The organism is Pseudomonas sp. NUPR-001 (assembly GCF_052147955.1).
GTDB lineage: Bacteria > Pseudomonadota > Gammaproteobacteria > Pseudomonadales > Pseudomonadaceae > Aquipseudomonas.
Window position 1 is genome coordinate 3,812,271 of record NZ_CP197353.1, and the last position, 25,443, is coordinate 3,837,713.

32 protein-coding genes are annotated in these 25,443 nt (G+C 57.2%); all 32 read left to right on the forward strand.

The window, feature by feature from the left end; genetic code table 11:
* The first annotated feature begins 838 nt into the window (after positions 1 to 838).
* Positions 839 to 1,216, forward strand: a complete 378-nt coding sequence (locus ACP6KB_RS17230; RefSeq protein WP_442108439.1) for a hypothetical protein — start codon at positions 839 to 841, stop codon at positions 1,214 to 1,216.
* Positions 1,217 to 1,714: 498 nt separating this feature from the next.
* A complete protein-coding gene (locus ACP6KB_RS17235) occupies positions 1,715 to 4,357 on the forward strand; it encodes a DNA-directed RNA polymerase (RefSeq protein WP_442108441.1) in 2,643 nt (880 codons plus the stop codon).
* Between the two features lie 85 nt (positions 4,358 to 4,442).
* Positions 4,443 to 4,769 carry a hypothetical protein gene (locus tag ACP6KB_RS17240; protein WP_442108443.1) on the forward strand — a complete coding sequence of 109 codons (327 nt, stop codon included), beginning with the start codon at positions 4,443 to 4,445 and terminating at the stop codon, positions 4,767 to 4,769.
* Positions 4,766 to 5,422: a hypothetical protein gene (locus ACP6KB_RS17245; protein ID WP_442108445.1), complete on the forward strand. Its 657-nt coding sequence runs from the start codon at positions 4,766 to 4,768 to the stop codon at positions 5,420 to 5,422. Before ACP6KB_RS17240 ends, ACP6KB_RS17245 begins: the two co-directional genes overlap by 4 nt.
* A complete protein-coding gene (locus tag ACP6KB_RS17250; RefSeq protein ID WP_442108447.1) occupies positions 5,419 to 5,598 on the forward strand; it encodes a hypothetical protein in 180 nt (59 codons plus the stop codon). The genes ACP6KB_RS17245 and ACP6KB_RS17250 overlap by 4 nt, the downstream gene beginning before the upstream one ends.
* 17 nt (positions 5,599 to 5,615) lie before the next feature.
* Complete coding sequence (locus tag ACP6KB_RS17255; protein WP_442108449.1) at positions 5,616 to 6,278, forward strand: hypothetical protein; 663 nt, start codon at positions 5,616 to 5,618, stop codon at positions 6,276 to 6,278.
* Positions 6,253 to 6,732, forward strand: coding sequence for an endodeoxyribonuclease (locus tag ACP6KB_RS17260; protein WP_442108451.1), 480 nt, complete (start codon positions 6,253 to 6,255; stop codon positions 6,730 to 6,732). Before ACP6KB_RS17255 ends, ACP6KB_RS17260 begins: the two co-directional genes overlap by 26 nt.
* Entirely contained in the window at positions 6,729 to 7,205 is a 477-nt protein-coding gene (locus ACP6KB_RS17265) for an N-acetylmuramoyl-L-alanine amidase (RefSeq protein ID WP_442108453.1), read from the forward strand. Before ACP6KB_RS17260 ends, ACP6KB_RS17265 begins: the two co-directional genes overlap by 4 nt.
* A gap of 9 nt (positions 7,206 to 7,214) precedes the next feature.
* Positions 7,215 to 8,855, forward strand: coding sequence for a toprim domain-containing protein (locus ACP6KB_RS17270; protein ID WP_442108455.1), 1,641 nt, complete (start codon positions 7,215 to 7,217; stop codon positions 8,853 to 8,855).
* 15 nt (positions 8,856 to 8,870) lie between these two features.
* Positions 8,871 to 9,431 (forward strand): hypothetical protein, encoded by a 561-nt coding sequence (locus ACP6KB_RS17275; protein WP_442108457.1) that lies wholly within the window; start codon positions 8,871 to 8,873, stop codon positions 9,429 to 9,431.
* Positions 9,428 to 9,823 carry a DUF1353 domain-containing protein gene (locus tag ACP6KB_RS17280; protein WP_442108459.1) on the forward strand — a complete coding sequence of 132 codons (396 nt, stop codon included), beginning with the start codon at positions 9,428 to 9,430 and terminating at the stop codon, positions 9,821 to 9,823. The genes ACP6KB_RS17275 and ACP6KB_RS17280 overlap by 4 nt, the downstream gene beginning before the upstream one ends.
* A 7-nt stretch (positions 9,824 to 9,830) precedes the next feature.
* Positions 9,831 to 11,771: a DNA polymerase gene (locus ACP6KB_RS17285; protein ID WP_442108461.1), complete on the forward strand. Its 1,941-nt coding sequence runs from the start codon at positions 9,831 to 9,833 to the stop codon at positions 11,769 to 11,771.
* Positions 11,772 to 11,781: 10 nt separating this feature from the next.
* Positions 11,782 to 11,964, forward strand: a complete 183-nt coding sequence (locus tag ACP6KB_RS17290; protein WP_442108463.1) for a hypothetical protein — start codon at positions 11,782 to 11,784, stop codon at positions 11,962 to 11,964.
* Between the two features lie 145 nt (positions 11,965 to 12,109).
* Complete coding sequence (locus tag ACP6KB_RS17295; RefSeq protein WP_442108465.1) at positions 12,110 to 12,853, forward strand: pentapeptide repeat-containing protein; 744 nt, start codon at positions 12,110 to 12,112, stop codon at positions 12,851 to 12,853.
* Complete coding sequence (locus tag ACP6KB_RS17300) at positions 12,850 to 13,827, forward strand: ATP-dependent DNA ligase (protein ID WP_442108467.1); 978 nt, start codon at positions 12,850 to 12,852, stop codon at positions 13,825 to 13,827. Before ACP6KB_RS17295 ends, ACP6KB_RS17300 begins: the two co-directional genes overlap by 4 nt.
* Entirely contained in the window at positions 13,824 to 14,033 is a 210-nt protein-coding gene (locus tag ACP6KB_RS17305; protein WP_442108469.1) for a hypothetical protein, read from the forward strand. The genes ACP6KB_RS17300 and ACP6KB_RS17305 overlap by 4 nt, the downstream gene beginning before the upstream one ends.
* Complete coding sequence (locus ACP6KB_RS17310; protein ID WP_442108471.1) at positions 14,030 to 14,410, forward strand: hypothetical protein; 381 nt, start codon at positions 14,030 to 14,032, stop codon at positions 14,408 to 14,410. Before ACP6KB_RS17305 ends, ACP6KB_RS17310 begins: the two co-directional genes overlap by 4 nt.
* Positions 14,411 to 14,420: 10 nt before the next feature.
* Positions 14,421 to 14,822 (forward strand): hypothetical protein, encoded by a 402-nt coding sequence (locus ACP6KB_RS17315; protein WP_442108473.1) that lies wholly within the window; start codon positions 14,421 to 14,423, stop codon positions 14,820 to 14,822.
* Positions 14,815 to 15,312, forward strand: coding sequence for a hypothetical protein (locus ACP6KB_RS17320; RefSeq protein WP_442108475.1), 498 nt, complete (start codon positions 14,815 to 14,817; stop codon positions 15,310 to 15,312). The genes ACP6KB_RS17315 and ACP6KB_RS17320 overlap by 8 nt, the downstream gene beginning before the upstream one ends.
* A complete protein-coding gene (locus ACP6KB_RS17325) occupies positions 15,275 to 15,475 on the forward strand; it encodes a hypothetical protein (protein ID WP_442108477.1) in 201 nt (66 codons plus the stop codon). Before ACP6KB_RS17320 ends, ACP6KB_RS17325 begins: the two co-directional genes overlap by 38 nt.
* Entirely contained in the window at positions 15,472 to 15,702 is a 231-nt protein-coding gene (locus ACP6KB_RS17330) for a hypothetical protein (protein WP_442108479.1), read from the forward strand. The genes ACP6KB_RS17325 and ACP6KB_RS17330 overlap by 4 nt, the downstream gene beginning before the upstream one ends.
* On the forward strand, positions 15,702 to 16,019 hold the full coding sequence (locus ACP6KB_RS17335) for a hypothetical protein (protein ID WP_442108481.1): 318 nt from the start codon (positions 15,702 to 15,704) through the stop codon (positions 16,017 to 16,019). Before ACP6KB_RS17330 ends, ACP6KB_RS17335 begins: the two co-directional genes overlap by 1 nt.
* The gene (locus ACP6KB_RS17340; protein WP_442108483.1) at positions 16,003 to 16,866 is read left to right on the forward strand and encodes a hypothetical protein; all 864 of its coding nucleotides are present in this window, start codon (positions 16,003 to 16,005) and stop codon (positions 16,864 to 16,866) included. The genes ACP6KB_RS17335 and ACP6KB_RS17340 overlap by 17 nt, the downstream gene beginning before the upstream one ends.
* Positions 16,867 to 16,912: 46 nt before the next feature.
* A complete protein-coding gene (locus ACP6KB_RS17345) occupies positions 16,913 to 17,128 on the forward strand; it encodes a hypothetical protein (protein WP_442108485.1) in 216 nt (71 codons plus the stop codon).
* A 12-nt stretch (positions 17,129 to 17,140) separates the two neighbouring features.
* Positions 17,141 to 17,383 (forward strand): hypothetical protein, encoded by a 243-nt coding sequence (locus tag ACP6KB_RS17350; protein WP_442108487.1) that lies wholly within the window; start codon positions 17,141 to 17,143, stop codon positions 17,381 to 17,383.
* On the forward strand, positions 17,355 to 17,888 hold the full coding sequence (locus ACP6KB_RS17355) for a hypothetical protein (protein ID WP_442108489.1): 534 nt from the start codon (positions 17,355 to 17,357) through the stop codon (positions 17,886 to 17,888). Before ACP6KB_RS17350 ends, ACP6KB_RS17355 begins: the two co-directional genes overlap by 29 nt.
* A gap of 256 nt (positions 17,889 to 18,144) precedes the next feature.
* Complete coding sequence (locus ACP6KB_RS17360) at positions 18,145 to 19,677, forward strand: portal protein (protein WP_442108491.1); 1,533 nt, start codon at positions 18,145 to 18,147, stop codon at positions 19,675 to 19,677.
* A gap of 14 nt (positions 19,678 to 19,691) precedes the next feature.
* On the forward strand, positions 19,692 to 20,471 hold the full coding sequence (locus tag ACP6KB_RS17365) for a capsid assembly protein (RefSeq protein ID WP_442108493.1): 780 nt from the start codon (positions 19,692 to 19,694) through the stop codon (positions 20,469 to 20,471).
* A gap of 107 nt (positions 20,472 to 20,578) precedes the next feature.
* Positions 20,579 to 21,586, forward strand: coding sequence for a hypothetical protein (locus tag ACP6KB_RS17370; RefSeq protein WP_442108495.1), 1,008 nt, complete (start codon positions 20,579 to 20,581; stop codon positions 21,584 to 21,586).
* A gap of 206 nt (positions 21,587 to 21,792) precedes the next feature.
* Complete coding sequence (locus ACP6KB_RS17375; RefSeq protein WP_442108497.1) at positions 21,793 to 22,353, forward strand: hypothetical protein; 561 nt, start codon at positions 21,793 to 21,795, stop codon at positions 22,351 to 22,353.
* A 9-nt stretch (positions 22,354 to 22,362) separates the two neighbouring features.
* Entirely contained in the window at positions 22,363 to 24,771 is a 2,409-nt protein-coding gene (locus tag ACP6KB_RS17380; protein ID WP_442108499.1) for a hypothetical protein, read from the forward strand.
* Between the two features lie 60 nt (positions 24,772 to 24,831).
* A complete protein-coding gene (locus ACP6KB_RS17385) occupies positions 24,832 to 25,443 on the forward strand; it encodes a virion core protein, T7 gp14 family (protein WP_442108501.1) in 612 nt (203 codons plus the stop codon).

The following is a 25,443-nucleotide window of genomic DNA, read 5'->3' on the forward strand; positions in this document are numbered from 1 at the left end:
AGAGTCCTTCGGGAGCCACTCAGGCTTAACCTTTAATCGCACACTGCGCACAACTAATGAGCCTCTTCAGGGAGAGCTCACGGGAAGACTCATGCTCAAAAAGTCGAACACTTCGAGGCCTGCAAAGGCTCCTAAAGAGGCCCTCAAGAAGGCTGCCTCTCAAGGCTTTGCGGCATGTGTGTCGGCTGAAAACTCGCACACTAAGACGACAATCCCAATGACAGCCTCATTGACAGGGTTCACAATGCCGCCGCTACCAATTCACCGCATAAGCGAGGCTCATTGTGCTCTTCAAAATAGCGAAGTGGGGTCATGGCGCCGCAATCCGGTTGCCAGCCAACGTAATGGCATCAATGGAATGGACCATCGGGGACGCTCTCGTAGGCCGCATCGAAGAAGGGGAGCTGACCCTTAAAGTCGTCCCTCACGTGCCTCCCGAAGTACGCAAGGACTTGCTTGCTCTCCTGACTGACGCGAAGGAGCGTGGCAAGACCACAGTAGCTGAAGTAATCAAAGAGCTTGAGCATGACCAGCCTAAGTCACGAACAGGAGACAACTCCGACTCCTGAGGTCTCTCCCACCGGATCCTTCGAGATCCTCACCGGGAGCCGTAGGAGGTTCCTGCAAGGGATCCATTCCCGCCAAGTCCATGCGATCTCCCATGAGGAAGCTCAGAGGGAGATCCAGGGGGCCCTACCGCCCCGTCAACATCCACTCTGGGTTATCCAAGCCGCTCCCCTGGAAGACTTCCTTTTGTCTCCTCCAGAGCGGGAGTGTGCAACCTGGATACGTTGGAACCCGGTGAAACAGCCCAAAGGTTTCAGAAGGGAGTCAAACCATGAAGCGCAGTAAATACCGTGCTACCAAGATCCTCACCGGGGAGCCTCTCCAGGAGGTCTCTGTGAAGCCACTGGCGGTGATCCTCACTGAGGTTCCTCCTGGCAAGACCCTCAAGGTCATCCTTCACAGCGAGCCCTTCGGTGAGTGCGTGTGCCTCAGTGAGTTTCGCTCAGGGCGTGAACTGACCCGCTGTCACCCATCTATGCCGCCCCTCAGCAACATCCTCAACGTCCACGGTCAGGCTGATGATCGAGCGGCTTGGATCGAGGTAGGCAAGGCGTTCCTTGAGGAGCATTTGAAGAGCTACGCACCGGGACAGTGGGCTAAAACCCTTGATTCGCTTGCCTCGGAGCCTGCCCTTAACGGGTCCTCCTAAAATAAATATGCATAAATGCATATTGCTGTATGGACATACAGGTAGCAGCTCGCTATCTTGGACGCATCGAGAGGTATTCAGATGGATAGCCGCAGGAGGCACCAGATGAGCAGTTGGGGGGATGCCTTAGCGTCCAGTATGGAATGGCTCGTGGCCAAGGCGTATGCCTGGATGTGGGGCGGCTGCATTGTCCTCTCCCTTGTCTGGTTCTTTGTACCCACGGAGGTCTTCGCGGATCTCCTCAGGCCCCTCCTAATGGGGTCTTGCGGGCTTTTGTTGGTGTGTAGCTTCGCCTGGGTTGCTGGGGCAATTCTGCGATACCTGGGCGCCTCCTCAGCCAAGCGCTGACAGTTTCTCCCCACCTTAGAAACGATTAGTAACTCCCCACCTTAGATCCTTCTGGGATTACATATAGATACTCTATAAGAGTGTCCGTGTGAATGACTCCCAAGTTTCTATGTTGGCACCCTATTGCCTGCTGATCCTTGGAGGGATCAAATGACACCGCATGAGCACCTGATAGAGAAGTTCGGGGCAGCGTTGGCTGAACGACAATTACAATTAGAAATCGAGGGATCGGAGCTTGGGACTCTGAACTTCACAAAGGAACTTGAGAAGTCGATGCAGGAAGGGGACGTGAATGGCGTCCAGGCTTACTCATGGATCTTCCGCGAGGGCGTTCCTTTAGTTGCCAAGGCAATTGACGACTGGAGGGAAGAGGCCAGTGGCCCTAAAGGTGGTCGCAAGTCCACACTACTCAAGTACATCGAGAAGATGGACTCGAAGGTGGTTGCTTACATCACCTTGAGGGCCACTATGACCGCCTTCATGGGTAAGCCTATGACTAACACCGTCGTGGCCCGGAAGATCGGCTTGGACTTGGATACTCAGTTCAAGGCTGAGAAGCTGAAGGCTGAATATGGCAGGGCTTATCAGGGCGCTATTGAGCAGGGTCTTAAACAGCGCCACGGGGACCACGTTAAGCGCGCCTATCTGCAAGCCTGGGAGAGGAGGCTTGAGGTCGAAGAAGATGGTCGCAATGAGGCTGACCTTGTGAAGGTCGGCATGCACCTGTTGTCTATCGCGCTTCAGGCAACCGGCCTTGGGCATCTCCAGAGGGTCTCCTCAGGCTCTGCCTCAGTCAAAGACACCTCACTGGTCCTGTCGATGTCCCCTGAGTTCGCTGAGAGGGCCAACAGGATCAACCTCAAGCTGGCCGAGATGGCCACAGTGCACCTCCCTACCGTGGTCCCCCCGAATCCGTGGACCCATTGGATGGGTGGTGGCTACTACACCGAGCACACCCGCCCTATCCTCTTCGTCCGCGCCCCTATGCAGGTCGTGAAGAGCGTCTATAACGAGCTCGACCTCACCCCTGTCTATGCGGCCGTGAACGCCATCCAGGAGACCGCCTGGGCAATCAACACGCCTGTCCTCGACGTGGCCCGTGAGGTCCTCTCGTGGAAACGCAACGTGATCTCCTCTTACCCGTGCATCCTCGGGGAAGACCCTCCAGATAAACCCCACGACATCGACACGAACCCAGAGGCGCGCCTGGCTTATCGGAAAGCGGCCTTTGAGCACTATCAGAAGATGGATTCTCTGGGGTCCCGCAGGAGACGGGTTGAGTCGATTTTGACTCAAGGGCAGAAATTCAGGGATGACGCTGCAATCTACTTCCCTCACAACCTGGACTTCAGAGGCCGTATCTATGCGACGACCCTACTGAACCCTCAAGGGGATGACCTCATGAAGGGCATCCTCCGGTTTTCCGAGGGGAAGGCGTTAGGCCTTGAGGGAGCTAAATGGTTGGCAATTCACGGCGCCAACTGCGCGGGGGTCGATAAGGTCAGCTTCGATGACCGCTTGGCTTGGGTCGAACGTCATGAGGAAGTCATCCTCGACTGCGCCCGGAATCCCTTCGAAGAGCTCTTCTGGACAACTGTAGATTGCCCCTTCGGTTTCTTGGCCTTCTGTTTCGAATGGGAAGGCTTCAAGCTCAAGGGAGGTGATTTCGTCAGTCATATTCCAGTCGCCTTTGATGGTTCGTGCTCGGGACTTCAACACTTCAGTGCAATGCTCAAGGATGAGATCGGAGGGTCTGCCGTCAACTTGATCCCTACCGAGCGACCCAGCGATATCTACCGCATGGTTGCTGAGAAGGTGATCAAACAGCTTGAAGCTGACTTGGCCCATGGAAGCTCCGATGAGTTCGTTGAGAAAGTGCACGACAAAGGTACAGACAAGGAGAATAGCACAACAGTTCTTCAGCTCGGCTCTAAAACCTGTGCTGAACGGTGGCTAGCCTACGGCATTACGCGCAGTGAAACCAAGCGTTCTGTTATGACTTTGGCATACGGGTCACGCGAATATGGGTTCGCTGAGCAGATCATGACGGACATTATCCGGCCATCCATGGAGTCTGGTAAGGGGCATTATTGGCCAAGCCCGTCAGAGAAATCCCAAATGGCTCGCTACCTGGCAAAACACATCTGGGACGCTGTGGGTGCAGTAGTGGTTAAGGCCGTGGAGGCAATGAACTGGCTTCAAAGTGCGGCCTCACTCTTGGGCTCCCAAGGTCTCCCCGTTCGGTGGACCACACCGGCTGGCTTCACCATCTGGCAGGAGTACCGCAAGCGGACCACTCAGCGAGTTGAGACGGTCTTCGGTGCGAGCCTCATCCGGGACTTCAATGGTGAGGTTGAGAATCGCGAAGGAGCAACGGGTCACTCAGACAAAGGCGTGAAGACCGGCGAGGTCAGGGTCAGGGTACAGATCACTCACGCTACTCCTGACATCGATAAGGTCGCCCAGAAGAACGGGATCAGTCCTAACTTCATTCATTCCATGGACGCGAGTCACCTCATGCAGACCGTCACCGCTGGCTACAAGGAAGGGATCCGCTCCTTCGCCATGATCCATGACTCCTTTGGGACCCACGCTGGGGAATCCGGGAAGTTCTTCAGGATCATCCGCGAGGAGTTCGTCAGGACGTACAGTGAGCAAGACGTACTGGCAATCTTCGCGGCTCAAGTGTCAGACCAGCTCAGCGACGAGAACCTGAAGAAGCTCTCAGAGATTCCCTTGAAGGGATCCCTGGATCTTTCCCAAGTGATGGCCTCCCAATACGCCTTCGCCTGAGGTTTCTCCCCACCTTAGAACTAACCACACAACCTCCCAGAGACCCGCTTCGGCGGGTTTCTTTATGCCCACAGGAAAGTGAGCCATGACACTAGTTCTTCGGTACGCCCCAGGCAAAAAGCTGTTCAGCGTCCAACGTGTCCTCCCCAAAGGAGGCCGCGAGATCCTCGCCCAGATCCCAGCGAACTCCCGGAAGGACTTCGTGACCATCGAAGGCAGCCACTATGCAATCACCCCGGCGATGTATGCCCAGGCCTTGGCCTTCAGGAACGTCTATCTGAGCCTCCCAGTTAGGGCCTCGAAGGTGGTCCAGGAGAAAGTCTCGCAGGCAGTGCAGAAGCCAAAGTCCTGGCTGTCATCCGCATGGTCCGCAGCCAAGGCCCTCTTCTCCCGTAAAGAGGTGCAGGCATGACTAAGCCAATCCTCGCCCTCAATAGCATCCGTGGGAAATCCGGCAAGGACACCCTCATCGAGCACCTTGAGAAACAACTGGGTCTCAAGGTCTTCCGCGTAGCCTTTGCAGACGTTCTGAAGAAGCAATGTGCGGAGGCTCTTGGCGACCCTCGCTTGGAAGCTCATATGCACACCTCAGCCAAGGACACGGACAGCGTAGCCTTGAGCATCGAGAAGCTTCCTGAAGGGGACTACAAGGAGTTCCTGGAGTGTCATACCGACTACTGCCAGACCTCTCCCCGCTCCCTCCGGTGGCACCTTCAACACTACGGGACCGAGTTCCGCCGTGAGTTCCTGAAAGAGCCTAACATCTGGCTCAATCTGGGCCTCATTGAGGTCGCCAAAGGCCTGGCCAACCCCGCAACTGATGTTGTTGTGGTCACCGATATGCGACTGCCGAACGAGTATTCCACTCTGGCAGCCCTGCCCGGTGCGAAGACTGTCCGCATTGTCCGTGACTGGTTCATTCAGGACGTGGATGAGGCGCCCTATCACATCTCTGACATCGCCCTCATGGCGCACCCCTTTGACACCCTCGTGGTGAACTCTTGGGGCAAACCGGAAGAGATGGTCAACAAGGTCAAGCCGTTGCTCGGCCTTGGTGCAGCATGAGCACTCCGCAAGAAACCCCTCAGGGGATCCCGTCCGGGACTCCTCTATCCCGCGTCAAGGCCGCAGTTGAAGAACTCGGCTATCTCCCTCCCAGCGAAGCACTCGCCCTGCAACAAGAGTTCGGGGTCTCCTCCAGCTCCTTGGAAGCCATGGAAGAGCGTTTCCGCAACAACTGATAAGGAAATCTGCCGCAATGGCTGAGAACAACTCTGTAGAAGCAATCTCCCCAGCCGGTGAACTCATCTGGCCTTGCCTGCTGAAACCTGACACCAAGTTCGATGATGCTGGTGTCTACAAGACCAAGCTGAAAGCCAAGGCCTCCGACCCTCAAGCGGCGAAGTTCCTGGAGCTCCTGGAGAAGGTTCAGCAGGAAGAGCACGACCGCCAAGTACAGGAAGCGGAGTCCAAGAAGAAAGGCTCCGGCAAGAAGGTGAAGCTGGCGGACCTCCCAGTGGAGGAGACCGACGAGAACGGTGAGGACTATCTGGTCTTCAACTTCAAGTCGAAGGCGAGCTACACCGACCGGAAAACCGGTCAGACCGTTGAGCGCAAGATCGCTCTGTTCGATGGTAAGGGCAAAGCCCTGACCCATGACCTGAAGATCGGCACCGGCACTGTGGCACGCATCTCCGTCTTCGTCTCCCCGTTCTACACCGCCCTTCTGGGCGCTGGTGTAACTCTGCGAATCCGCGCCGTGAAGATCCTGAAGCTGAAGGAGTTCACTGGTGGCGGTAACGCTGATGCCTTCGGCTTCGGTGATGACGAAGGTGAATTCGAGGTCGATGACCACGGCTTCAACGCTGACGACGACAACAGCCAGGATGCTGACGATGGTGATGACCAGCCGCAGTTCTAAGGGCCGGTCTACAGGATTCAAACGTGGTATCAAGCCGGGTACTAATCCGGCTCGGTATCGCTCGGGACTTGAGGAGACCATCGCGAAAGCCTTGGGCCCTGAGGTCCCCTTCGAAGCCTACTTCCTGGATTACCAGGTCCCCGCCAGTGCCCACAAGTACACCCCTGACTTCGTTCTGAAGAACAACATCATCATCGAGTCAAAGGGTCTCTTCGACTCTGACGACCGTAAGAAGCACACCCTCATCAAGGCGCAATACCCTGATTTGGACGTGCGGTTTGTCTTCAGCAATCCCCAAGCGAAGCTCTACAAGGGTTCCCCAACCACCTACGCAATGTGGTGTGAAAAGAACGGCTTCAAGTACGCCAAGAAGGTCGTTCCCGAAGAGTGGCTGCAAGAGCCCTCTCGTCCGCTTCACCCGGCATTACGTCCTAAGAAGGACAGCTCCAAATGACTCCACGCCTCAAGGACCGAGACCGTACAGACCTGATTGTTGTGCACTGTTCCGCAACTGGCCCGAAGGCTGACATTGGGCGCCGCGAAATCACTCAATGGCACCTCAAGCGCGGCTTCGTGACCATCGGTTACCACTATGTGATTCGTCGTGACGGGACCATCGAGAATGGCCGGCGAGAGTCTGAGATCGGTGCCCATGTGTCCGGCCACAACAGCACCTCCATTGGGGTCTGCATGGTCGGTGGTGTGGATGCCCTCGGGAAACCCTCGGACAATTTCACCCAGGCTCAATACGACACCCTGAGGGTCCTTCTGGGACAGCTCAAGTCTCGCTATGAGCGCGCCAAGATCCTCGGTCACCGGGACCTCTCCCCGGACCTGAATGGTGACGGCAAGATCACCCCCAATGAGTTCATGAAGGCCTGCCCATCGTTCGATGTGGCCGCCTGGCTCAGCAAGAATCCCCTGTAAGGAGCTCCCATGGCACATGAACATGAGGAGTCTGAGTTCCTCTACAAGGCTGAATGTAATGACTGTGGTTCCTCGGACGCATGTGCCCACTACTCCGATGGACACACCCACTGTTTCTCATGTGGGGAAACCCGTCCAGGCGAAGGCCAGGGAACCCGGCGAGAAGCAAAGCCCCCAGCTAAGGGAGTGCTCACTCAGGACGAATATCAGGGCCGCTGTGAAGCCCTGAAGATCCGAGGGATCTCCCAGGAGACCTGCCAAAAGTGGGGTTACATGATCGGCAAGGCCTACGGTAAGTGGGCCCAAGTGGCGAACTACCGGGACCTCTCAGGTTCCTTGGTCGCCCAGAAGATCCGCTTCCAAGACAAGGACTTCACCACCACCGGCAAAATCGGCAAGTACCTCTACGGCATGTGGCTGTGGAAGGATGGCGGTAAGCGAGTGGTCGTCACTGAAGGTGAGATCGATGCGCTGACTGTCTCCCAGCTCCAGGGCAACAAATGGCCCGTGGTGTCCCTCCCAACGGGCGCCGATGGAGCTAAGAAGGCTATCTCCGAGAACATCGAGTGGCTCAGCAAGTTCGATGAAGTGGTCCTGATGTTTGACATGGACGACCCTGGCCGAGATGCGACTCAAGAGGTTGCCCCTCTGTTCAAGCCGGGGACCTGCAAAATCGCTGAGCTGCCCCTGAAGGACGCCAATGAGTGCCTCCTGGCGGGCAAAGGGCAAGCGGTCATTGAGGCCATCTGGAACGCCAAGAGTTACCGCCCTGATGGTCTGGTGAACATCTCCGAGATCCGCTCCAGGATTAAAGAGAAGCCCGAGATGGGCCTCCCGTGGTTCCTCCCAAGCCTCACGAAGCTCACCTATGGGCGCCGTTGGGGTGATGTGTACACCTTCGGCGCGGGCACGGGGGTCGGTAAGACTGACCTCTTCACCCAACAGATGGCGTATGACGTGGAGGTCCTGAAGGAGCCCGTGGGCGTCGTCTACTTGGAACAGGACATCGTGGAGACCGGGAAGCGTATCGCTGGCAAGATGGCCGGGAAGCGCTTCCACGTCCCTGACGATGGCTGGACCGAGGAGGAGCTTGACGCTCAACTCGATGCAATGGGTGACAAGGTGACCCTCTACGACGCATGGGGAGGCACCGAGTGGGAGACCGTTGAGGCGAAGATCAACTATATGGCTCAGGCCTTGGGGATCCGCCTGTTCTACGTGGACCACCTCACCGCCCTAGCCGACCCAACCAACGAGAAGGAATCCCTTGAGATCCTCATGGAGGCTGTGGCCGGTATCGCCAAGCGTCTCGGAATCATCATCCACCTGATCTCCCACTTGAGCACCCCCGAGGGGAAACCTCACGAGGAAGGTGGTCGAGTCATGATCCGGCACTTCAAGGGCTCCCGCGCCATTGGCTTCTGGTCCTTCTTCATGTTCGGCCTAGAGCGGAACCAGCAGGACAAAGACCCGGTGAAGGCTCAGACAACGACCTTCAGGATTCTCAAGGATCGCTTCACGGGCCAAGCAACAGGCAAGGTCATCTATCTGGCCTACGACCCCATCACAGGTCTCCTCTCGGAACGTACTGGCTACGACCCCGAGTGTGAAGACGACCCGGAAGGTGACGCAACGTCGCACGGGTTCTAATCAAGGAAGATCGCAATGATCGCCTATCCAAAGATGCCCCTCTCATGGGAAATCTTCCAAGAAGCCATCTCAGCCGCTGTGGGTTACCCCGTGATCCTTGCTGGTGGCTGTCTCCGAGACCTCTACTCGGGCCGCAAAGAACAGGTCAAAGACCTCGACTTCTGGCCTGAGTACCTGGGCACAGCCCACCGCAAAGAGGTCCTCGAAAAACTCCAAAAGCTCCGCTTCACTGGCCGCACAGGATGCACGCTGGCCTACACCGAGGGGAACCTCAAGGACCGTGGGATCATGGCCATTGATTGGCTCGTGGCCCCGAACGGTCAGGAGGTCAATCTGATTTGGATCGACGGCGCGGATCCTCAGGCCATCCTCAACGGCTTCGACTTTGGCATCAACCAGGCATGTTGGGATGGCTCGCAATGGACCATCTCTGACGCCTTCTTCAAGGACCACCAGGACAAGACAATCTCCCTGATCCGCTCTTGGGAGGTCCCGAAGCGTCTCTGTGACCGGATTCGCCGGATGCAGGCCAAGTTCCCCGATTACACCCTCCTCTTCGAGATCCCTCAGGCATGAGCTCGTTCACGACTCCCTTGAAGCTCACCCCAGTGGACGGCACCTCGGAGACCTTCGAGCTCCTAGAAGAGTTCTTCTACTACCTCGGGCATGAGGACTCCTCGACCTACGTGAGAGTCCCTGCTGGGTTCGTCACGGACGGGGCGAGTATCCCTCGGAGCCTCTGGTCAGCGTTCTCCCCTTGGGGGCCCTACGCGAAGGCCGCTGTGGTCCACGACTACCTCTGTGTCCACCGGCTGATGATCCGCGATGGAGAAGTCACTCGGGTCACCCGTGAGGGCGCCGACTGGATCTTCCTGGAAGCCATGCAGGTCCTCGGGGTCCCGTGGTTCACCGCTCATCTCATGTGGAGGGCCGTGAGGTCCTACGCCATCTTGAAAGGAATCAAGTAGGCCACCTATGCACCTATTCGACGTTGAGTCGGATGGGCTACTCGACACGGTTTCAAAGATCCACTGTTTGGTCATCAAGGACTCCCTCTCGGGGCGCACTTGGCGATATCGACCGGACAACGTGGAGAAGGGCCTCCGCAAGCTCATGGATCTCTCATGGGCTGAGCCTTCGCCTGAAGAGCTCGAAGCGGATGGTCCTTACCGGATCGGTGGGCACAACGTCATCAAGTACGATGTCCCGACCATCCAGAAAATCTTCCCGTGGTTCAAGCCTAATCCGGCTGCTATCTATGACACCCTTGTGGTGTCCCGCCTGATCTTCTCCTCCCTGGAACTCAAAGACTCCAAGCTGATGCGCCAGGGGATCCTCCCCGGCAAGCTCTTTGCGAGCCACTCGCTGAAGGCTTGGGGTTACCGTCTGGGGATCCTCAAGGGCAACTATGCCGCTGAGACTGAGGACGCCTGGGCAGTCTTCTCGGAAGAGATGCTCTCCTACTGTGCTCAGGACGTGGAGGTCACGGCCAAGCTTTACGAGCTGCTGAACACCGCCAAGTACCCGCTCACAGCCATCGAGCTGGAGCATGACACCTGCTGGATGATCGCCCAGCAAGAGCGCAATGGCTTCCCCTTCAACGAGAAGCAAGCGGCGATCTATTACGCGCAACTCGGGGCCCGAAGAGCTGAGCTGGAGACCTCCCTCGTGGAGACCTTCGGGTCTTGGTTCGAGCCAGCCACGAAGACCCCCAAGGTTCCCGCCAAGGACAACAAGCGCTTCGGCTACACCGCTGGGGCGGCTTTCATGCCGATCAAATACGTGACCTTCAACCCTGGCTCACGGGTCCACATTGCCCGATGCCTGAAGCTCATGGGGTGGATTCCTACGGAGTTCACCGAGACGGGCCAACCGAAGGTCGATGAAAGCACCTTGGAGGCCCTGGAGTTCCCAGAGGCCCAGCTCGTTACCGAGTACCTGACGATTCAGAAACGGATCGGGCAGTTAGCAGAAGGTGACAACGCCTGGCTCAAGCTGGTGACCCCTCAGGGGCGCATTCATGGCTATGTGAACACCAACGGCGCGGTCACTGGCCGGGCCACTCACAGCTTCCCAAACCTCGCTCAGGTCCCTTCCGTGAAACTCGACAAGGACGGCAACGTCCTGTGGGGCTTCGCTGGTGGCTGGGGTGCAGAGTTCCGGGGCCTCTTCGGGGCTCCCGAAGGCTGGGTCCAAGTCGGCATCGACGCCTCAGGCCTTGAGCTCCGCTGTCTGGGCCACTTCGTGTGGGCCTTCGATGATGGGCAATACGCCTACATCGTCCTCAACGGGGACATCCACACGGTCAACATGGAGGCCGCTGGTCTCGATACCCGTGGCCAGGCCAAGACCTTCATCTACGCCTTCCTCTATGGGGCAGGTGCTCAGAAGATCGGATCGATCGTTCTCCCGCTGGGAACCGCTGAGGAACAGAAGACCATCGGCAAGAAGCTGATGAAGGAGTTCCTGAAGAAAACCCCTGGCATCAAGAAGCTCCGTGATGCGATTCAAGCGGTCCTAGTGAAGAGCTCTGAATGGGTCGGCAAGGAACAGAAGATTGCCTGGAAGCGCCGCCACCTGATCGGACTGGACGGACGTAAGCTCCACATCCGCTCTCCCCACTCGGCTCCTAACACCCTCCTTCAATCCGCAGGTGCCCTCATCTGCAAGAAGTGGGGTGTGGAGACCATCAAACGCCTAACGAGACTCGGCCTGAAACAAGGCTGGGATGGTGATTATTGCCAGCTCGCTTGGGTCCACGACGAATATCAATACGCCTGCCGAACGCCTGAGATCGCTGAGATCGTCAAGCGGGAATCCCAGTTAGCCATGCGAGACACCCAGGAGTTCTTCAACTTCAAGGTCCGCCTGGATACCGAAGGGAAGATCGGCAAGACGTGGTTTGAGTGCCACTAAGGAGTAACACATGGAAGTAACAAAGATTTGGTGTGAGTGGGACATCGGCCTCAATGAGTGCCTGTGGGCCAGTGAAGAAAAGGCCATGGAAGACGTAGCTGAAGCCCTCACCTCTTGCGGCATTGAGGACTCCGTTGCGGAACTTTTGAGCGCAGGCCTGTTGGGCTTCGAGCAAACCACCGTCCGTTCCTGATGGACCTCTCAACAACCTTCAAGCTGGGCGTCTTTGGCGCTCAGTTTGTTGCTCTCCTCTGGTTCATCCGAAGGGATCTCTGGGACAGCTTCCGAGGTTTCTCCCCACCTTAGAACTATCCCACCTCTCTCCAAAGGAATGACCCATGCGCACTTATACCGCTGACGACCTTCGTGTGATTCTGGAAAAGCACAAGCTGTGGCTTGAAGGGAACCCTGAGGGGGCCCGTGCAGACCTGGCCGATGCAAACCTGGCCGATGCAAACCTGGCCGATGCAGACCTGGCCGATGCAGACCTGGCCGATGCGTACCTGGCCGATGCAAACCTGGCCGATGCAAACCTGGCCGATGCAGACCTGGCCGATGCGTACCTGGCCGATGCAAACCTGGCCGGTGCAAACCTGGCCGATGCAGACCTGGCCGATGCGTACCTGGCCGATGCAAACCTGGCCGGTGCAAACCTGGCCGATGCGTACCTGGCCGATGCGTACCTGGCCGATGCAAACCTGGCCGGTGCAAACCTGGCCGGTGCAAACCTGGCCCGTGCAAACCTGGCCGGTGCAAACCTGGCCGGTGCAAACCTGGCCCGTGCAAACCTGGCCGGTGCAAACCTGGCCGGTGCAAACCTGGAGTCTGTGCGGTCTCTCTGGGGGACCGGCGGAAACCTCGCTGAGGTCAAAGCTGTGCAGTGTGAGCGCTACCCTGTCACCTACACCGCGACCCATATGCAGATCGGCTGCCAGATACACCGCCTGAGCGAGTGGTGGGCCTTCAGTGATGAGCGGATCGCCTCCATGGACCGTGCTGCACTTGACTGGTGGAAGGTGTGGAAGCCAGTGCTTCAGCACATCATCGAGCTCTCCCCGGCCAAAGCTGGGGGTGTCAAATGAGCACCGTAGACAAGAACGTTTTGACCCGCATGACTGGCCGCAAACCCGCCAAGCTCGTGCAACTGGTTCAGGACCTCGATGATGTCGCAAAGAAGAACCTGAAGCCCGCTGAATACCTTTACCACGTCACCACCAAGCTCGATGGGGTCTTTGCCCTGTTCGTGTGGATCGCTGGTGGCTGGGCGACCTTCAGCCGCACTGGCGAACAGATGAAGTCCTGTGGGCACATTGAGCGCCGCCTGGAAGAGCTCAACATCCCGAAGACCGTTGTGGTCATTGGCGAAGTCCTGAAGCTCAACCCGATCCCCGAGGGGTCCCCTGAAGACTTCTTCGAGGCCCTCTCCTATGCACCCGTTCAGGACACCTCCGGGGCCTTCCGCCGTCACAAGCGTGATGAGTCGTTGCGCCTCGTGGTGCATGACTTCCTGAGTCTGGAAGGTTTCACCAAGGGCACCACAAAGAGCGCCTTCGGTGATCGGATGATGCGAGCTGAGCGCTGTGGTCTCCCAATGACCCGCGACAAGGCCCCTCTGGTGCGCCTCCCTGAGTTCACCTGCGTGACCCTTGAGCTGGCCCAAGTGATTGCCGAACAGGTTATCGATGATGGCGGTGAAGGGGTGATCGTTCGAGATCTCGAAGCGACCTGGGAAGCCGGGAAGCGGGACCACAGAATCATGCGGATCAAAGAGAAGATCACCAAGGACCTCAAGGTCACTGGCGTTCAAGAAGGTGTGGGCAAGATGGCCGGTATGGCTGGTGCCCTCCTCTGCCGCTGGCGTCTGAAGAACGGCCTGTTGGTGGACATCCCCGTAGCTGGTGGTGACTTCGAGACCCGCAAGGCTTGGCTGAAGGATCCCTCGTTGATCGTCGGCCAGATCGTTGAGGTCGAGGCCATGAAGATGACCCCTACAGGAGCCCTTCGTGAACCCCGCTTCAAGGGTATCCGTCACGACAAAGCGGAGGCTGACGTATGAGCACCGTTCCCAAGGATGTGACTGGCCGTGAGCTAAAAGTGGGCCAACGAGTGGCCTACCAGACCACTGGAGAGGGTAAGGGTCTCGCCCTGGCGGAGATCATCAAGATCAATCCCAAGACCATCACCGTTAACGTCAAACACTGGAACGATAAGTATCTCACTCGCCCGTTCTCTGGCGTGTGCATCGTGGAGGATCGCCCATGACCCCTGAATACCAACAAAAGGTGGAAGCAATCCTCAAGGAGGTGAGCTACCCCGGCTTTGACTTCATTGTGGATCCCGCAAAAGGTTCCTTGCGCATCTCCTGTGTTGAAGGCGTATGTAACATCACTGGAGAGCCCTTGAAGTGGAAGGGCCGCCACTGGCTCCTCTCCCCTCACATGACTGAAGGTGAGGTGGTGCAAACCGCTTGGCTGGCACTTCAGACCGCCTTGGAACATGAGCGGCGCGAGAACTTCCGCTACAAAGGCGCAATGATCTTCGGCCCACACTTCGACATCAACGCTCTCGCTGACCTCGCTAAGAGCCCTTCGGGGATCGTTGAGCGGCCTCACCCTCCCCACACCCTACCAACTGCCTAAGGAAACGCTGATGAACCATCTTCAACTCTGGGCCTTGAGCTCTCTGCTGGCCGTTGGCGTCCTCCTCGTGGGGAGCCTCATCTGGGCGCACTACCGGGTAGCCATCAAGGGCTTCCGCTGGGACTACCGCTCCGCATCTACTCGGGACCTCGCCCAAGCTCCGCTGATTGCCCTCGTGTTCTCGATCTTCATGAGGGTCCCCGAGTGGCTGAGCGAGCTTGCGTCTGAGGCTTGGAAGTTCCTCAAGAGTGACTTCCTTGTGATCGTGGGGAGCTTCTGCCTCCTCCTGACCTCTCCGGTGTCCTTCACCGCCCTGGCCCTGTATCAGCGCCGAGAGGCTCGAAAGCAAATGCTCCTGGCCAAGAAGCGAGACCTGAAGGAGCGTGCAGGCGGAGTGCCTTACGATGTCTGAGCCTGTCCATATCCATATGGAGGTCCTAGCGGCCTCCCGTGGGCGGTTCTTGAAGACTCCTGAGGTCTCTCAAGAGGCTCACTCCCGACTGAGGCAAGCTGAGACAGCTCCCTTTTTCAAGATCGTTCAGAAGGACTTGGTTCCAGGTGTCTTCCTCGGGCTGTCCCTCACGGTCCGCTTCAAAGTGGATCGGCTGGAGCTCCTCACGCACCTCCCACGTTTGCTCCCTGGACACCTCCAAGAAGTAACCCCGGATGGTCAGGTAACCCTCTCGGGACCTGTGCTATCCCTCCTGGCCGCTTGGGCTGACATCACGCACCTCGCATTCTCTCCTGAATGGGAGGCCCTGATGCCGTTTGCCAACGGATTCAAGAAAACCATCGCTAAAGAGTTCCCAGAGGATTCCCTACTGGCTCTTCAAGCACTCATCGACCGTCGCAAGGACGCAACCAATGAAGCAACTGCAAAGCATCTTGAAGGGGTTCAATAAAACCCTGACCGCGCTGGAAAACCTGATGGCATCCCACAAGGGCACCATCAAGCTCAACGAAGCTGCGAAGGCCAATCTGGAAACTCACAACGTCCAGCTTCAGGCCGAGCATGATGCAGCCAAGAACGTTCACACCAAGCTGTCCGCTCTGGTGACTCAATGAACGAGTACCTGAGCGTCCTGCGCCACATGCTGCTGAACCCTCAGAGCTTCCAGTCGGACTTCTCCCGCAAGAACGCCGCAACCATTGCCGAAGCTGCCTCCCGTGGGCACATCACGGCTGTCCTCAACAACAAAGCTCGTGACCGCTGGTTCGTAACTTCCACTGGCCTGGCGCTGGTGGACGAAGCGGAGCCGGGTATCCGTAGCATCGTCAAGGAGGTGAACTGATGGCACGGAAAGCCGCAGTGAAAAAGCCCCTGGAAGAAACCCCTGAGCTGACCCCTTTGGGTCTCCCCACGGGCGTCTCTTGGGGTGAGGTCACCAAGTACCTCGCTCAGGAGGGCTTCTCTCCGAAGAACATGGTACGCATTCCAAAGACCTCCATCGCCTATGTCCCTCAGATCGAGGGTGACGCCTGGGCGAAGATCACTTGGAGCTTCCTGAAGAGCGAACTGACCTACACCGTGGAGTCTGTGACTCTGGTCCGCAAGGAAACGGTTCGGACAGTCGAGGTCAAGGACGTGACCTATGAAGAACGCGAATAGCGGTATTGCACTCCTGATTGATGGCGATATGGCCCTCTACCAGGCGTGCAGTAATGCCGAACAGGAGATTGACTGGGGTGTCCACTGGACCCTCCACAGTGACCCTGAAGAAGCCTACGCGATCTTCAAGAACGCCATCGAGAAGCTGTGTCTTGAGGTCAACAGTCGGTTGAAACTGGAGGAGACCCCACGGGTTTACCTCGCATTCACCGACTCGGTTAACTGGCGCAAGGACGTGCTGGAGACCTACAAGAGCAACCGCAAGGAAAAGCGTAAGCCTCTCTGCTACTACAAAGTCCGAGAGCGTGTGTTCGCTGAGTGGGAGTGCCTCATGGTCCCCACACTGGAAGGCGATGACGTTTTAGGCATCTGGGCCACCTCCCCTCACATCAAGGGTCGCAAGATCATTGTGAGTGGTGACAAGGACTTCAAGACCGTCCCCGGTGAGTTCTGGGACTACGGGCGCAAGAAGTTCTATGACATCAGTGAGGAAGAGGCCGATTACTGGCACCTCTACCAGACCCTCATGGGGGATATCACTGACGGCTATCAAGGCTGTCCAGGGATGGGCGCGGGCACTGCCGAAGAGTTCCTCAAGGCCCCCTTCATGTGGTTCCAGGAGGAGAAGATCCTCAAGAGTGGCCCACGGAAAGGCGAAGGAGTTCTCCAGTGGAAGAAGCGAGAGCTGTCCGAAGGGGAAACCCTATGGGACGCTGTGGTCTCGTGCTTCGCCAAGGCAGGCAAGACCCCTGAAGACGCTCTGGTACAGGCCCAAGTGGCCCGTATCTGCCGAAGCTCCGAGTGGGACTTCCAGGATCGCAAGGTAATCCCTTGGGTTCCGGCCTGAGTTTCTCCCCACCTTAGAAGTAAACATCAACGCATCTGGAGATTCCATGGACGTATTTGCAGAAGACTCCCTGGAGGCTGAACTGGACGATGGTCTCGATGAGGCCCCGCAAATCAGCAAGGCTCTAGTCAGTTACCTCCGCAGACGCTTTGACCCTTCAGCAGCCCTGGACAATGTGAAGCCTAACGCCGATCACCACTTGGGGTTTATGAAGGGCCAGAAGGAAATCCTGGATCATCTCCTGATGCTCTCCCGGCGTTAAGAAGGAACTGACATGGGCTCACTCTTTGGCGGCAAGGCCAAGACCCCTAAGGTCACCTTGCCCGCTGCACCTGTGACCGCCCCTGATGCCATCACTGAGCGAAAGCTCGGACAGGATGGTGAAGATGACGGCCAAGACCTCACGGATGGGGTCAAGAAACGCGGCAAGGCTTCCCTGAAGATCAACAGAGATACTCAGGTAGCCGCATCCACAGCAGGGGCCAACTATGGAACCACAGCCACCACAAGCGGCTGAATCCCTTAGAGCCCTTGGGATGCACTACCGGCTAATCAAGGACGAGGAAACAGCCCGCTACATCCATGGGCTTGGTTGGAGTGTCCAGGACGGATCTCCCTTCCGGTGCATCCGAGAGGCGTCCCTTGAGGACACCCTTGAGACGTATCTCCGGGCTACCAAGCCGTGGGAAGACTCGTTAGCCCTAATGGGGTTCTTCGATGTCGATTCAGGGGACCTCCTTGGGAGCGTCCTCTTGAGCATAGGCCCTCTCTGGTACAACCAAGAGAAGCTAGGGGTCTATGAACTGTGCCTCACCTCGACTCCGCAAGGGTCCGGTAGGGGCATCGCAAGGGCCACAGCAGTGGTCCTCAAGGGCTTCGTGGAGTCCGGCATGGCCGCAGTAGCGGAAGCTGGCTCAGCGATGTCCACCAATCCTACCCAACTGGAGAATGCCTACCGAAAGGCCGGGTTCTCTACCTTCAAATCCTTCGTGATGGAGACTCATGCCGATGGGCGGAGTTAGTAAAGTCCTCAAGAAGGCAGTCAGCCCTTTGACCGATGTATTGGGCACTAGCAAGCCAAGCGCTGTGGCTAGTGAAGCCCCTACTCCTGCAACGGAAGTGGTGACCCAAGGTGAGGTTTCAAAGGACAAAGATACGGAGTCCGGTGCGTCCGAGTCCGTCAAGCGAAAGCGCGGTAAGTCTGCCCTCAAGATCCAACAGAGTACAGGTGCTAACGCAAGCGGGTCCGGCACGGGAGTCAACGTGTAAGGAAGGACCATGGCCGCAGACGCCAAGCCCCAGGAAGGGGCAGAGACGACCTATAAGCGTCTCGAAAACGACCGCAACCCGTACACCAAGCGCGCGGAAGACTGTGCTGTCTTGACGATTCCCTCGCTGTTCCCCAAGGACTCCGACACGGGGTCCACGAACTACACCACGCCTTATCAATCGGTGGGCGCTAGGGGCCTGAATAATCTGGCTTCGAAGCTGATGCTTGCGATGTTCCCACCAAATGAAGCGTTCTTCCGCTACCAGCTCAACCAGGAGCAAGCCGCTCAGGCAAGCTCGGGTGCTGGCACCAAGACCAAGTTGGATGAAGGTCTTGCAGCGATGGAGAAGGTTGTCCTCAAGTTCTTTGAGGGCTCTGGCCACCGAGTGACCCTCTTTGAGGGCCTCAAACAGTTGGTCATTGCGGGTAACGTTCTGTTCTTCTGGACTGAGGACGGCCTGAAACTCTACCGGCTCAACCGCTTCGTTTGTGAGCGGGACGGCATGGGTAATGTTCTGACCATCGTGGCCCGTGATCGCTACTCTAAAGCCTCGCTTCCTCCTGAGCTCCTCGCTTCAGCAAAGCTGGAGGACGATTCCCAATCTTCAACTCCTGTGGATGTCTTCACGCACGTCTATTGGGATGGCGAGAATTGGCAGTCCTATCAGGAGATCGGCGGTGAGGCTGTAGCGGGCACTGAGAGTACCTATCCCAAGGGGAAATCCCCGTGGATGCCCGTGAGACTCTCAAAGATCGATGGTGAGCACTATGGCCGCTCGTTCGTTGAAGAGTATTACGGGGACCTCCTGAGCCTGGAGAACCTCTCCAAGTCCATCGTTCAGATGGCGATGATTGCCTCCAAGGTTGTATGGCTGGTGAACCCCAACGGGATCACTCAGGTCCGCCGCCTGAACAAGGCAACCAACGGTTCCTATGTGGCGGGCCGTGAAGAGGACATCAAACCTGTCCAGCTTCAGAAGTTCAGCGATATGCAGGTGGCCAAGGGCACAGCGGACGGTATTGAAGCGCGCCTGTCGTATGCCTTCATGCTCAACTCCGCAGTCCAGCGGTCAGGCGAGCGGGTTACGGCTGAAGAAATCCGCTACGTGGCCCGAGAGCTGGAAGACACCCTTGGAGGGGTCTACTCGATCCTCACCCAGGAGCTCCAGCTTCCCTACATCCGAGTCACCACCGCCAACCTGATGACCGCCAAGACACTCCCGGACCTCCCTGATGGTCTCGTGGAGCCAACGGTTATCACTGGTGTGGATGCCCTTGGCCGGGGTTACGACCTCAATAAGCTCGTGCAATTCATCCAGACCCTTGAGGGCCTCGGTGAGGTTGCCTGGCAGCGCCTCAAGATCGGCAACGTGATCTCTCGTATCGGTATGCCCCTCGGACTCGATGTGAGTGAACTTGTGATGTCCGACGAAGAGTTCCTCCAGGCTCAGCAGCAACAGCAGGCTCAGGCCGCAACAGGTCAAGCAGCCGAACAGGCGATGACCCAAGCAGCCCAGCAACAAATCCCACAACAAGCCTAAGGAGCCTCTCATAGATGGCCCATGAACTGTATGGCGATGCCGTTACCTCTGAAGGTAGCGAGGAAGCCAAAATCGAACTCACCATCGGCAATCAGGAACAGACCTTCGAGGTTGGTTCTGGTGCCTCTGAGGAGACTCCTAAAGACCATTCGGAAGAGAATCCTGAGGGCAAAACCTCTGATGAAACTCCGAAGGAAAAGCCTGAAGAGGCTGGTGAGAAAACCCCTGAAGAGACCCTTCAAGCTGATGTAGAGGCACTGAAGAACTCCGAAGACGAGCTCTCCAAGGACTTGGCCTCGAAGGGTCTGGACTTCAACGCTCTGGCGGAAGAGTTCGAAAAGGCCGGTGAGCTGAGCGCTGAGACCCTCGCCAAGCTCGCTGAGAAGGGCTACCCAAAGGTGGTGGTCGATTCGATCATTGCCGGGCGTCAGGCTGTGGAGCAGCGCTTCGCCACTGCCGTGCATTCACTGGTGGGCGGCGAAGAACAGTTCAACGCCCTTCAGGAATTCGCAGCAAGCAACCTGAACGCTCAGGAAGTCGCCTCGTTCAATCGAGCCATCGAGAGCGATGACTTGGGCGTTATCGGCCTGATGCTCAAAGGCATCCAGGCGAAGTATTCCGCCAAGCATGGCACCAAAGGCAACATCATCACCGGCGCCTCCACCGGAACTCCTAAAGCTGAAGGCTTCAAGGATAACTCCGAGATGGTCAAGGCAATGGCTGATCGCCGTTATGGCCGCGACACGAAGTACACCGACGAAGTTATCCAACGGGTAGCTGTGTCGAGCTTCTGATACACCCGCAAGACCCTCCTCAAGAAATTCCCCAAGGGCCATCTCCAGCAAGCGCGCTGGGTCTCGGTGAGCCCTTTCCCAAAGCTCGTCTCAAGGATTGAAACACTATGGCTTCTACTACTGTTGCTGCACCCGGTCAGATCAATGGCACTGGTGACCGCAAAGCCCTCTTCATGAAAGTCTTCTCGGGTGAGGTCCTGACGGCCTTCGCTCAGAATACCGTTGTGATGAACCGCCATCTGGTCCGTACCATCACCAGCGGCAAGTCTGCCCAATTCCCTGTGATCGGTCGTGGCACTGCCAAGTACCTGGCTCCGGGTGCGAACCTGGACGACCAACGCAGCAACATCAAGCACGCCGAAAAGACCATCACCATTGATGGCCTGCTGACCTCGGACTGCCTGATTACCGACCTTGATGACGCCATGAACCACTACGATGTTCGCCAGCCTTACGCGGCGACTCTGGGTGAAGAGCTGGCCATGGCTGCCGATGGCGCAGTCCTTGCCGAAGGCATGCAAGTTGCCCTTGCCGCTGAGAACATCCCCGGCCAGTCGGGCCAAGGTGGTGCAATTGGCGTGGGTACTCCGGTCATCACCGCTGAGTATGGCCGCATCGTCCTGTCGGCGCTGATCTACGCCCGTGGTCGCTTCTCCAAGCTGCGCACCCCGAAAGCGGATCGCACCGTGTATGTGGAGCCTGACATCTACTCGGCCATCCTGTGCGCCTTCGGTCCTTACGTGGGTAACTACGTGGTTCCGGGCACTGGCGATATCAAAGAAGGTGCCGTCCTGCGCTGGGCTGGCTTCGAGATCGTTGAAGTCCCTCACTTCTCCAATGGTGGTGCCGAAGAGCTGCACGCTCCAGTAGACAACGCCATCGGCCTGGCTATGCATCGTGGTGCCGTGGGCACTCTGAAGCTGAAAGACCTGGCCATGGAGACTGCCCGCCGGATCGAGTACCAAGCGGACATGATGGTCGCCAAGTACGCAATGGGTCACGGCGGCTTGCGCCCTGAAAGCGCTCTGGTCCTGACCACTGACCCGGCTTCCCCTGACCTGATCGCTGCTCAGCAATCGGCTCTGGAAACCGCTCTGGCCAACCCAGGCAGCTAAGCAACAAATCTTGAAGGGCCCTTCGGGGCTCTTCTTGACCTCCTCAAGTAACCATCTGGGAGTCCTTTTCGGATCCTTCCCTTTGGGCTCCCACCTGCGCATCCACGAGAAAGCTCCTGAGAGTTGTTGGCCCTTATAGCGGACACAGCAACCCATGGACTCCCTTCCCTCTCCGCGCTCTGCCTGTTCTCAAAAGGATTCCACAAATGGTTATTACTCCTGCCACCGAGCTCGATGCTGTCAACGAGATCATCGGGATCATCGGTCAGGCCCCTCTCAACTCTCTGGAAGATGAAGCGGACATTGACTCCCTCAACGCCCAGAGCATCCTCCAGCGGGTGTCCCGTGAAGTTCAGTCAAAAGGCTGGTCATGGAACATCGAAACCGCATCCCTGAGCCCTGACGCAACCACACAAAAGATCACCTATCGAGATGACTGGATTCGTCTTGAAGGTGCCTCCGTGGTTCGCCGTGAAGGCTATCTCTACGACCTCTCCTCCCAGACCAACCTCTTTACCGCCTCGGTTTCCGTGGACATTGTTCGCTTGATCGACTTCGAAGACCTCCCTGAGGTTGTCCGAAAGTATGTCACTGTGAAGTCCTCCAAGATCTTCCAGGCGCGCTCAGTGGGTGCTCAGGAGCTGGACCGTGAGGCTCGTGAAGAGCTCCAGGAAGCCTATCAGGCTCTCCAAGAGTATGAGCTGGACTTCGGCGCCTACAACCAAGTGGATAGCGACCCGTATCTGACCAACGTGATGTCTCGATAAGGAGGCGTCATGCCGCTCATCTCGCAATCTATCAAGTCCCTCAAAGGGGGCGTCTCACAGCAGCCCAACAACCTTCGTTTCCCCGACCAAGGGGAGCTACAGGAGAACGGCTTCAGCAGCGAGGTTGAGGGTCTCCAGAAGCGCCCTCCTTCGGTTCACCTGAAGAGGCTCATGGAGAGCATCACCGGGAAGCCGTCCTTCCACCTGATCCATCGGGATGAAGTGGAGCGGTACATGGCGATGACCGACAACCAGGCCATTCGAGTCTGGGACTTGGCCGGGAATGCGCTCACCGTGAATGCTCCTGGAGGGCTTTCCTACCTGGCCACGACGAATCCCCGCAAGGATCTCCGATTGGTCACCGTGGCGGATTACACCTTCGTGGTGAACCGGAATGTGACTGTAAGAGCCTCTACTGAGCGATGGCCAATGAGACCCAATGAGGCGTTTCTGTGGGTCAAGACTGGTCAGTACGGTAAAACCTACAAGATCACTCTTACGTTCACGGACGGTAAGACCCAGCTCATGACGTTCACAACCCCAGATGGGACGGATGCCAAGGACTCTCCGAAGGTTGCCGCCAACTACATCCGGGACCAGTTTTTTGACCAAGCTCTGAATGGCCTCCCAACGGTAATCGAAGGAGTCTCCTCAAGAGCTCCAACTTATGTGAACCCTACGGCTACCGAGAATGGTGGCCTCTACCTCACACCCAAGGACGGATATACGATCTCCAAGATCGCTATTGAGGATGGGTTCAACGGGCAATCCGTTATCGGCTTCATGTCAAGCGCCCAACGATTTAACCAGCTTCCTCCGCAGTGCCTGGACGGCTACGTGGTGAAAGTTGCGGGGGATCCTGACTCAGACGCTGATGACTACTACCTCCAGTACATCGAGAAGGACCGTATCTGGAAGGAATGCGCCCAGCCGGGCTCTCTCAAAGGGCTCCTCCCGAGCACCATGCCGCACGTTCTGGTGCGAGAAGCTGACGGGACATTCACGTTCAGGACGAACGATTGGGGCCAGAGGATGGCCGGGGACGATGATACGAACCCCTTCCCGTCCTTCGTGGACGCAACGATCAATGACGTTTTCTTCTTCAGGAACCGCATAGGGTTCACCTCAGGAGAGAACGTGGTGATGTCGGTAAGCGGAGAGTTCTTCAAGTTCTTTCCGGCCTCTGTGGTCGTCCTTGCGGACACTGACCCCATTGACACAGCAGCAAGTGGGCACACAACGGTGTCCATCTTGTACAACGCTGTGCCATTCAAGGAAGAGCTCCTCCTGTTCTCCAGCGAGGTGCAGTTCAGCTTGAGAGCTGATGGGGTTCTCTCAGTGAAGACCGCGAAGATCGACCCAGCCACGGAGTACAATTGTATTGCTTCGGTGAGACCCGTAGGGGTGGGCCGCTCGATGTTCTTTGCAAGTGAACGCGCCTTGTACTCCAGCATGAACCGCTTTTACGCCGTACAGGATGTGTCGGACGTAAAGGATGCGGATGACATCACGGCCCACGTTCCTAGTTTCATCCCCAACGGGATCTTCAAGCTGTCCTCCAGCACCGCTGAGAATCTCTTGGTGATCCCTACGAGCGGCAAGGAAGATACGCTCTTCGTGTACAAGTTCTTGTTTCAGCAAGACCAGCTTGTGCAACAGTCGTGGTCTTACTGGACGTTTACCGGCCAGCGAGTCCTAGCGGCTGAGTTCATCGGGTCGGACCTCTACTTGGTCCTTTCGAACACCTCTGGGACTTACCTGGAGAAGGTCTCGTTTACCCAGAACACCCTAGATTTCATTGAGGAACCCTACCGACTCTACATGGATCGCAAGGTCCGGTATGTGGTCCCCTCAGATGCCTCCTTTGATGACTACACGGGGATCACGACGATCAACGTGACAGGTCTCTATGGGGGAGCTCCGGACCCTTCTCACAAGTACCACGTAGTTGCCCAGGATGGGCGCGTGTGGACCTTCGAGGGAATCACTGGGGGAGCCATTGAGATCCCTACGGACATCCGTGGGCAGACCCTCATAATCGGCAAGGCCTATACCTTCCGTTACAAGTTCTCCCAGTTCTTGCTTAAAAAGACGGACCAGCAGGGGCTCTCCTCAGAAGACGTGGGGAGACTCCAGCTTCGCTATGGATGGCTGAACTACAAGGAAGCAGGACCCTTCACGATCACCGTGCAGGTAGGCAACAGGAAGCCCTTCACATACGTCCAGACCGCAAGGATCTTGGGCGCCAACAAGAACCGCCTTGGGGTCCTACCCTTGGAAACCGGTAAGAAAACCTACCCTATCCAGTCACAACCGGAAAAGGTGGAGATTACCGTCTCCTCGGACGAGGTATCACCGCTGGCCCTCACGGGGGCGGGCTGGGAAGCCCTCTACAGCAGAAGGAATCAAGGCGTTTAACCACTCGGGCTCTACAGGAATTTTCCTGTGGGGCCCTTTTTGCATACCCGAGGTAACTCTATGTCAGGCGCACTCTCAAGCGCGTTGGCGGGGGCACAAACAGGCGGCTCTGTAGGAGGACCATGGGGGGCCGCGATTGGCGCCACTATGGGGCTCTTCGTGGGCTCCAAGGTGGACCAGGAGAACCGGGCGAGGATTGAGCAGGACTACAAGGCGCAAGTATCAGCCATGGTCCAGACATACAACTTCGCCAACCAGTCCACGGACCTAGAAGTCCAGGCCGCCTCCGAGCAAGCATCCGCAGACCTCGCTAACACCCAGACGAACTCCATCATGAACCTAGCCAGCCTGAGGGCAGCCGCCGCAGAAACTGGCATGGAAGGTAATTCGATGGATCGAGTTATGCGAATCTCTAAAGGCTCGGATCTAAGGGCTGAGGATAGTATCCGCGACAACTTCAAACGCACCGTTGCCCAGTCCCTTCTCATCAAACAAACAAACCGCATTGGAACCCAGCAGCGCCTCAACGAGGCTCATCGTCTGGCCGTTAATTCGCAACCGTCGAAGTGGTCTCAACTGCTTAGCATTGCTCAGCAGGCGGGAAGCATGGTGGGGGACATGGGAGGCGTCTCCAAGCTCAGCGGGATCATTGGCAACATCAAAGGTAAGTAA

Excerpts from the sequence above, each read along its gene's own strand:
- ACP6KB_RS17365 (WP_442108493.1), top strand. The coding sequence starts at position 19,692 with ATGGCCCATGAACTGTATGGCGATGCCGTTACCTCTGAAGGTAGCGAG.
- ACP6KB_RS17380 (WP_442108499.1), top strand. The coding sequence starts at position 22,363 with ATGCCGCTCATCTCGCAATCTATCAAGTCCCTCAAAGGGGGCGTCTCA.
- ACP6KB_RS17315 (WP_442108473.1), top strand. The coding sequence starts at position 14,421 with ATGAACCATCTTCAACTCTGGGCCTTGAGCTCTCTGCTGGCCGTTGGC.
- ACP6KB_RS17255 (WP_442108449.1), top strand. The coding sequence starts at position 5,616 with ATGGCTGAGAACAACTCTGTAGAAGCAATCTCCCCAGCCGGTGAACTC.
- ACP6KB_RS17330 (WP_442108479.1), top strand. The coding sequence starts at position 15,472 with ATGAACGAGTACCTGAGCGTCCTGCGCCACATGCTGCTGAACCCTCAG.
- ACP6KB_RS17230 (WP_442108439.1), top strand. The coding sequence starts at position 839 with ATGAAGCGCAGTAAATACCGTGCTACCAAGATCCTCACCGGGGAGCCT.
- ACP6KB_RS17250 (WP_442108447.1), top strand. The coding sequence starts at position 5,419 with ATGAGCACTCCGCAAGAAACCCCTCAGGGGATCCCGTCCGGGACTCCT.
- ACP6KB_RS17385 (WP_442108501.1), top strand. The coding sequence starts at position 24,832 with ATGTCAGGCGCACTCTCAAGCGCGTTGGCGGGGGCACAAACAGGCGGC.
- ACP6KB_RS17270 (WP_442108455.1), top strand. The coding sequence starts at position 7,215 with ATGGCACATGAACATGAGGAGTCTGAGTTCCTCTACAAGGCTGAATGT.
- ACP6KB_RS17240 (WP_442108443.1), top strand. The coding sequence starts at position 4,443 with ATGACACTAGTTCTTCGGTACGCCCCAGGCAAAAAGCTGTTCAGCGTC.
- ACP6KB_RS17285 (WP_442108461.1), top strand. The coding sequence starts at position 9,831 with ATGCACCTATTCGACGTTGAGTCGGATGGGCTACTCGACACGGTTTCA.
- ACP6KB_RS17300 (WP_442108467.1), top strand. The coding sequence starts at position 12,850 with ATGAGCACCGTAGACAAGAACGTTTTGACCCGCATGACTGGCCGCAAA.
- ACP6KB_RS17260 (WP_442108451.1), top strand. The coding sequence starts at position 6,253 with ATGGTGATGACCAGCCGCAGTTCTAAGGGCCGGTCTACAGGATTCAAA.
- ACP6KB_RS17345 (WP_442108485.1), top strand. The coding sequence starts at position 16,913 with ATGGACGTATTTGCAGAAGACTCCCTGGAGGCTGAACTGGACGATGGT.
- ACP6KB_RS17355 (WP_442108489.1), top strand. The coding sequence starts at position 17,355 with ATGGAACCACAGCCACCACAAGCGGCTGAATCCCTTAGAGCCCTTGGG.
- ACP6KB_RS17310 (WP_442108471.1), top strand. The coding sequence starts at position 14,030 with ATGACCCCTGAATACCAACAAAAGGTGGAAGCAATCCTCAAGGAGGTG.
- ACP6KB_RS17370 (WP_442108495.1), top strand. The coding sequence starts at position 20,579 with ATGGCTTCTACTACTGTTGCTGCACCCGGTCAGATCAATGGCACTGGT.
- ACP6KB_RS17265 (WP_442108453.1), top strand. The coding sequence starts at position 6,729 with ATGACTCCACGCCTCAAGGACCGAGACCGTACAGACCTGATTGTTGTG.
- ACP6KB_RS17235 (WP_442108441.1), top strand. The coding sequence starts at position 1,715 with ATGACACCGCATGAGCACCTGATAGAGAAGTTCGGGGCAGCGTTGGCT.
- ACP6KB_RS17335 (WP_442108481.1), top strand. The coding sequence starts at position 15,702 with ATGGCACGGAAAGCCGCAGTGAAAAAGCCCCTGGAAGAAACCCCTGAG.
- ACP6KB_RS17305 (WP_442108469.1), top strand. The coding sequence starts at position 13,824 with ATGAGCACCGTTCCCAAGGATGTGACTGGCCGTGAGCTAAAAGTGGGC.
- ACP6KB_RS17360 (WP_442108491.1), top strand. The coding sequence starts at position 18,145 with ATGGCCGCAGACGCCAAGCCCCAGGAAGGGGCAGAGACGACCTATAAG.
- ACP6KB_RS17290 (WP_442108463.1), top strand. The coding sequence starts at position 11,782 with ATGGAAGTAACAAAGATTTGGTGTGAGTGGGACATCGGCCTCAATGAG.
- ACP6KB_RS17350 (WP_442108487.1), top strand. The coding sequence starts at position 17,141 with ATGGGCTCACTCTTTGGCGGCAAGGCCAAGACCCCTAAGGTCACCTTG.
- ACP6KB_RS17275 (WP_442108457.1), top strand. The coding sequence starts at position 8,871 with ATGATCGCCTATCCAAAGATGCCCCTCTCATGGGAAATCTTCCAAGAA.
- ACP6KB_RS17280 (WP_442108459.1), top strand. The coding sequence starts at position 9,428 with ATGAGCTCGTTCACGACTCCCTTGAAGCTCACCCCAGTGGACGGCACC.
- ACP6KB_RS17340 (WP_442108483.1), top strand. The coding sequence starts at position 16,003 with ATGAAGAACGCGAATAGCGGTATTGCACTCCTGATTGATGGCGATATG.
- ACP6KB_RS17245 (WP_442108445.1), top strand. The coding sequence starts at position 4,766 with ATGACTAAGCCAATCCTCGCCCTCAATAGCATCCGTGGGAAATCCGGC.
- ACP6KB_RS17320 (WP_442108475.1), top strand. The coding sequence starts at position 14,815 with ATGTCTGAGCCTGTCCATATCCATATGGAGGTCCTAGCGGCCTCCCGT.
- ACP6KB_RS17325 (WP_442108477.1), top strand. The coding sequence starts at position 15,275 with ATGAAGCAACTGCAAAGCATCTTGAAGGGGTTCAATAAAACCCTGACC.
- ACP6KB_RS17295 (WP_442108465.1), top strand. The coding sequence starts at position 12,110 with ATGCGCACTTATACCGCTGACGACCTTCGTGTGATTCTGGAAAAGCAC.
- ACP6KB_RS17375 (WP_442108497.1), top strand. The coding sequence starts at position 21,793 with ATGGTTATTACTCCTGCCACCGAGCTCGATGCTGTCAACGAGATCATC.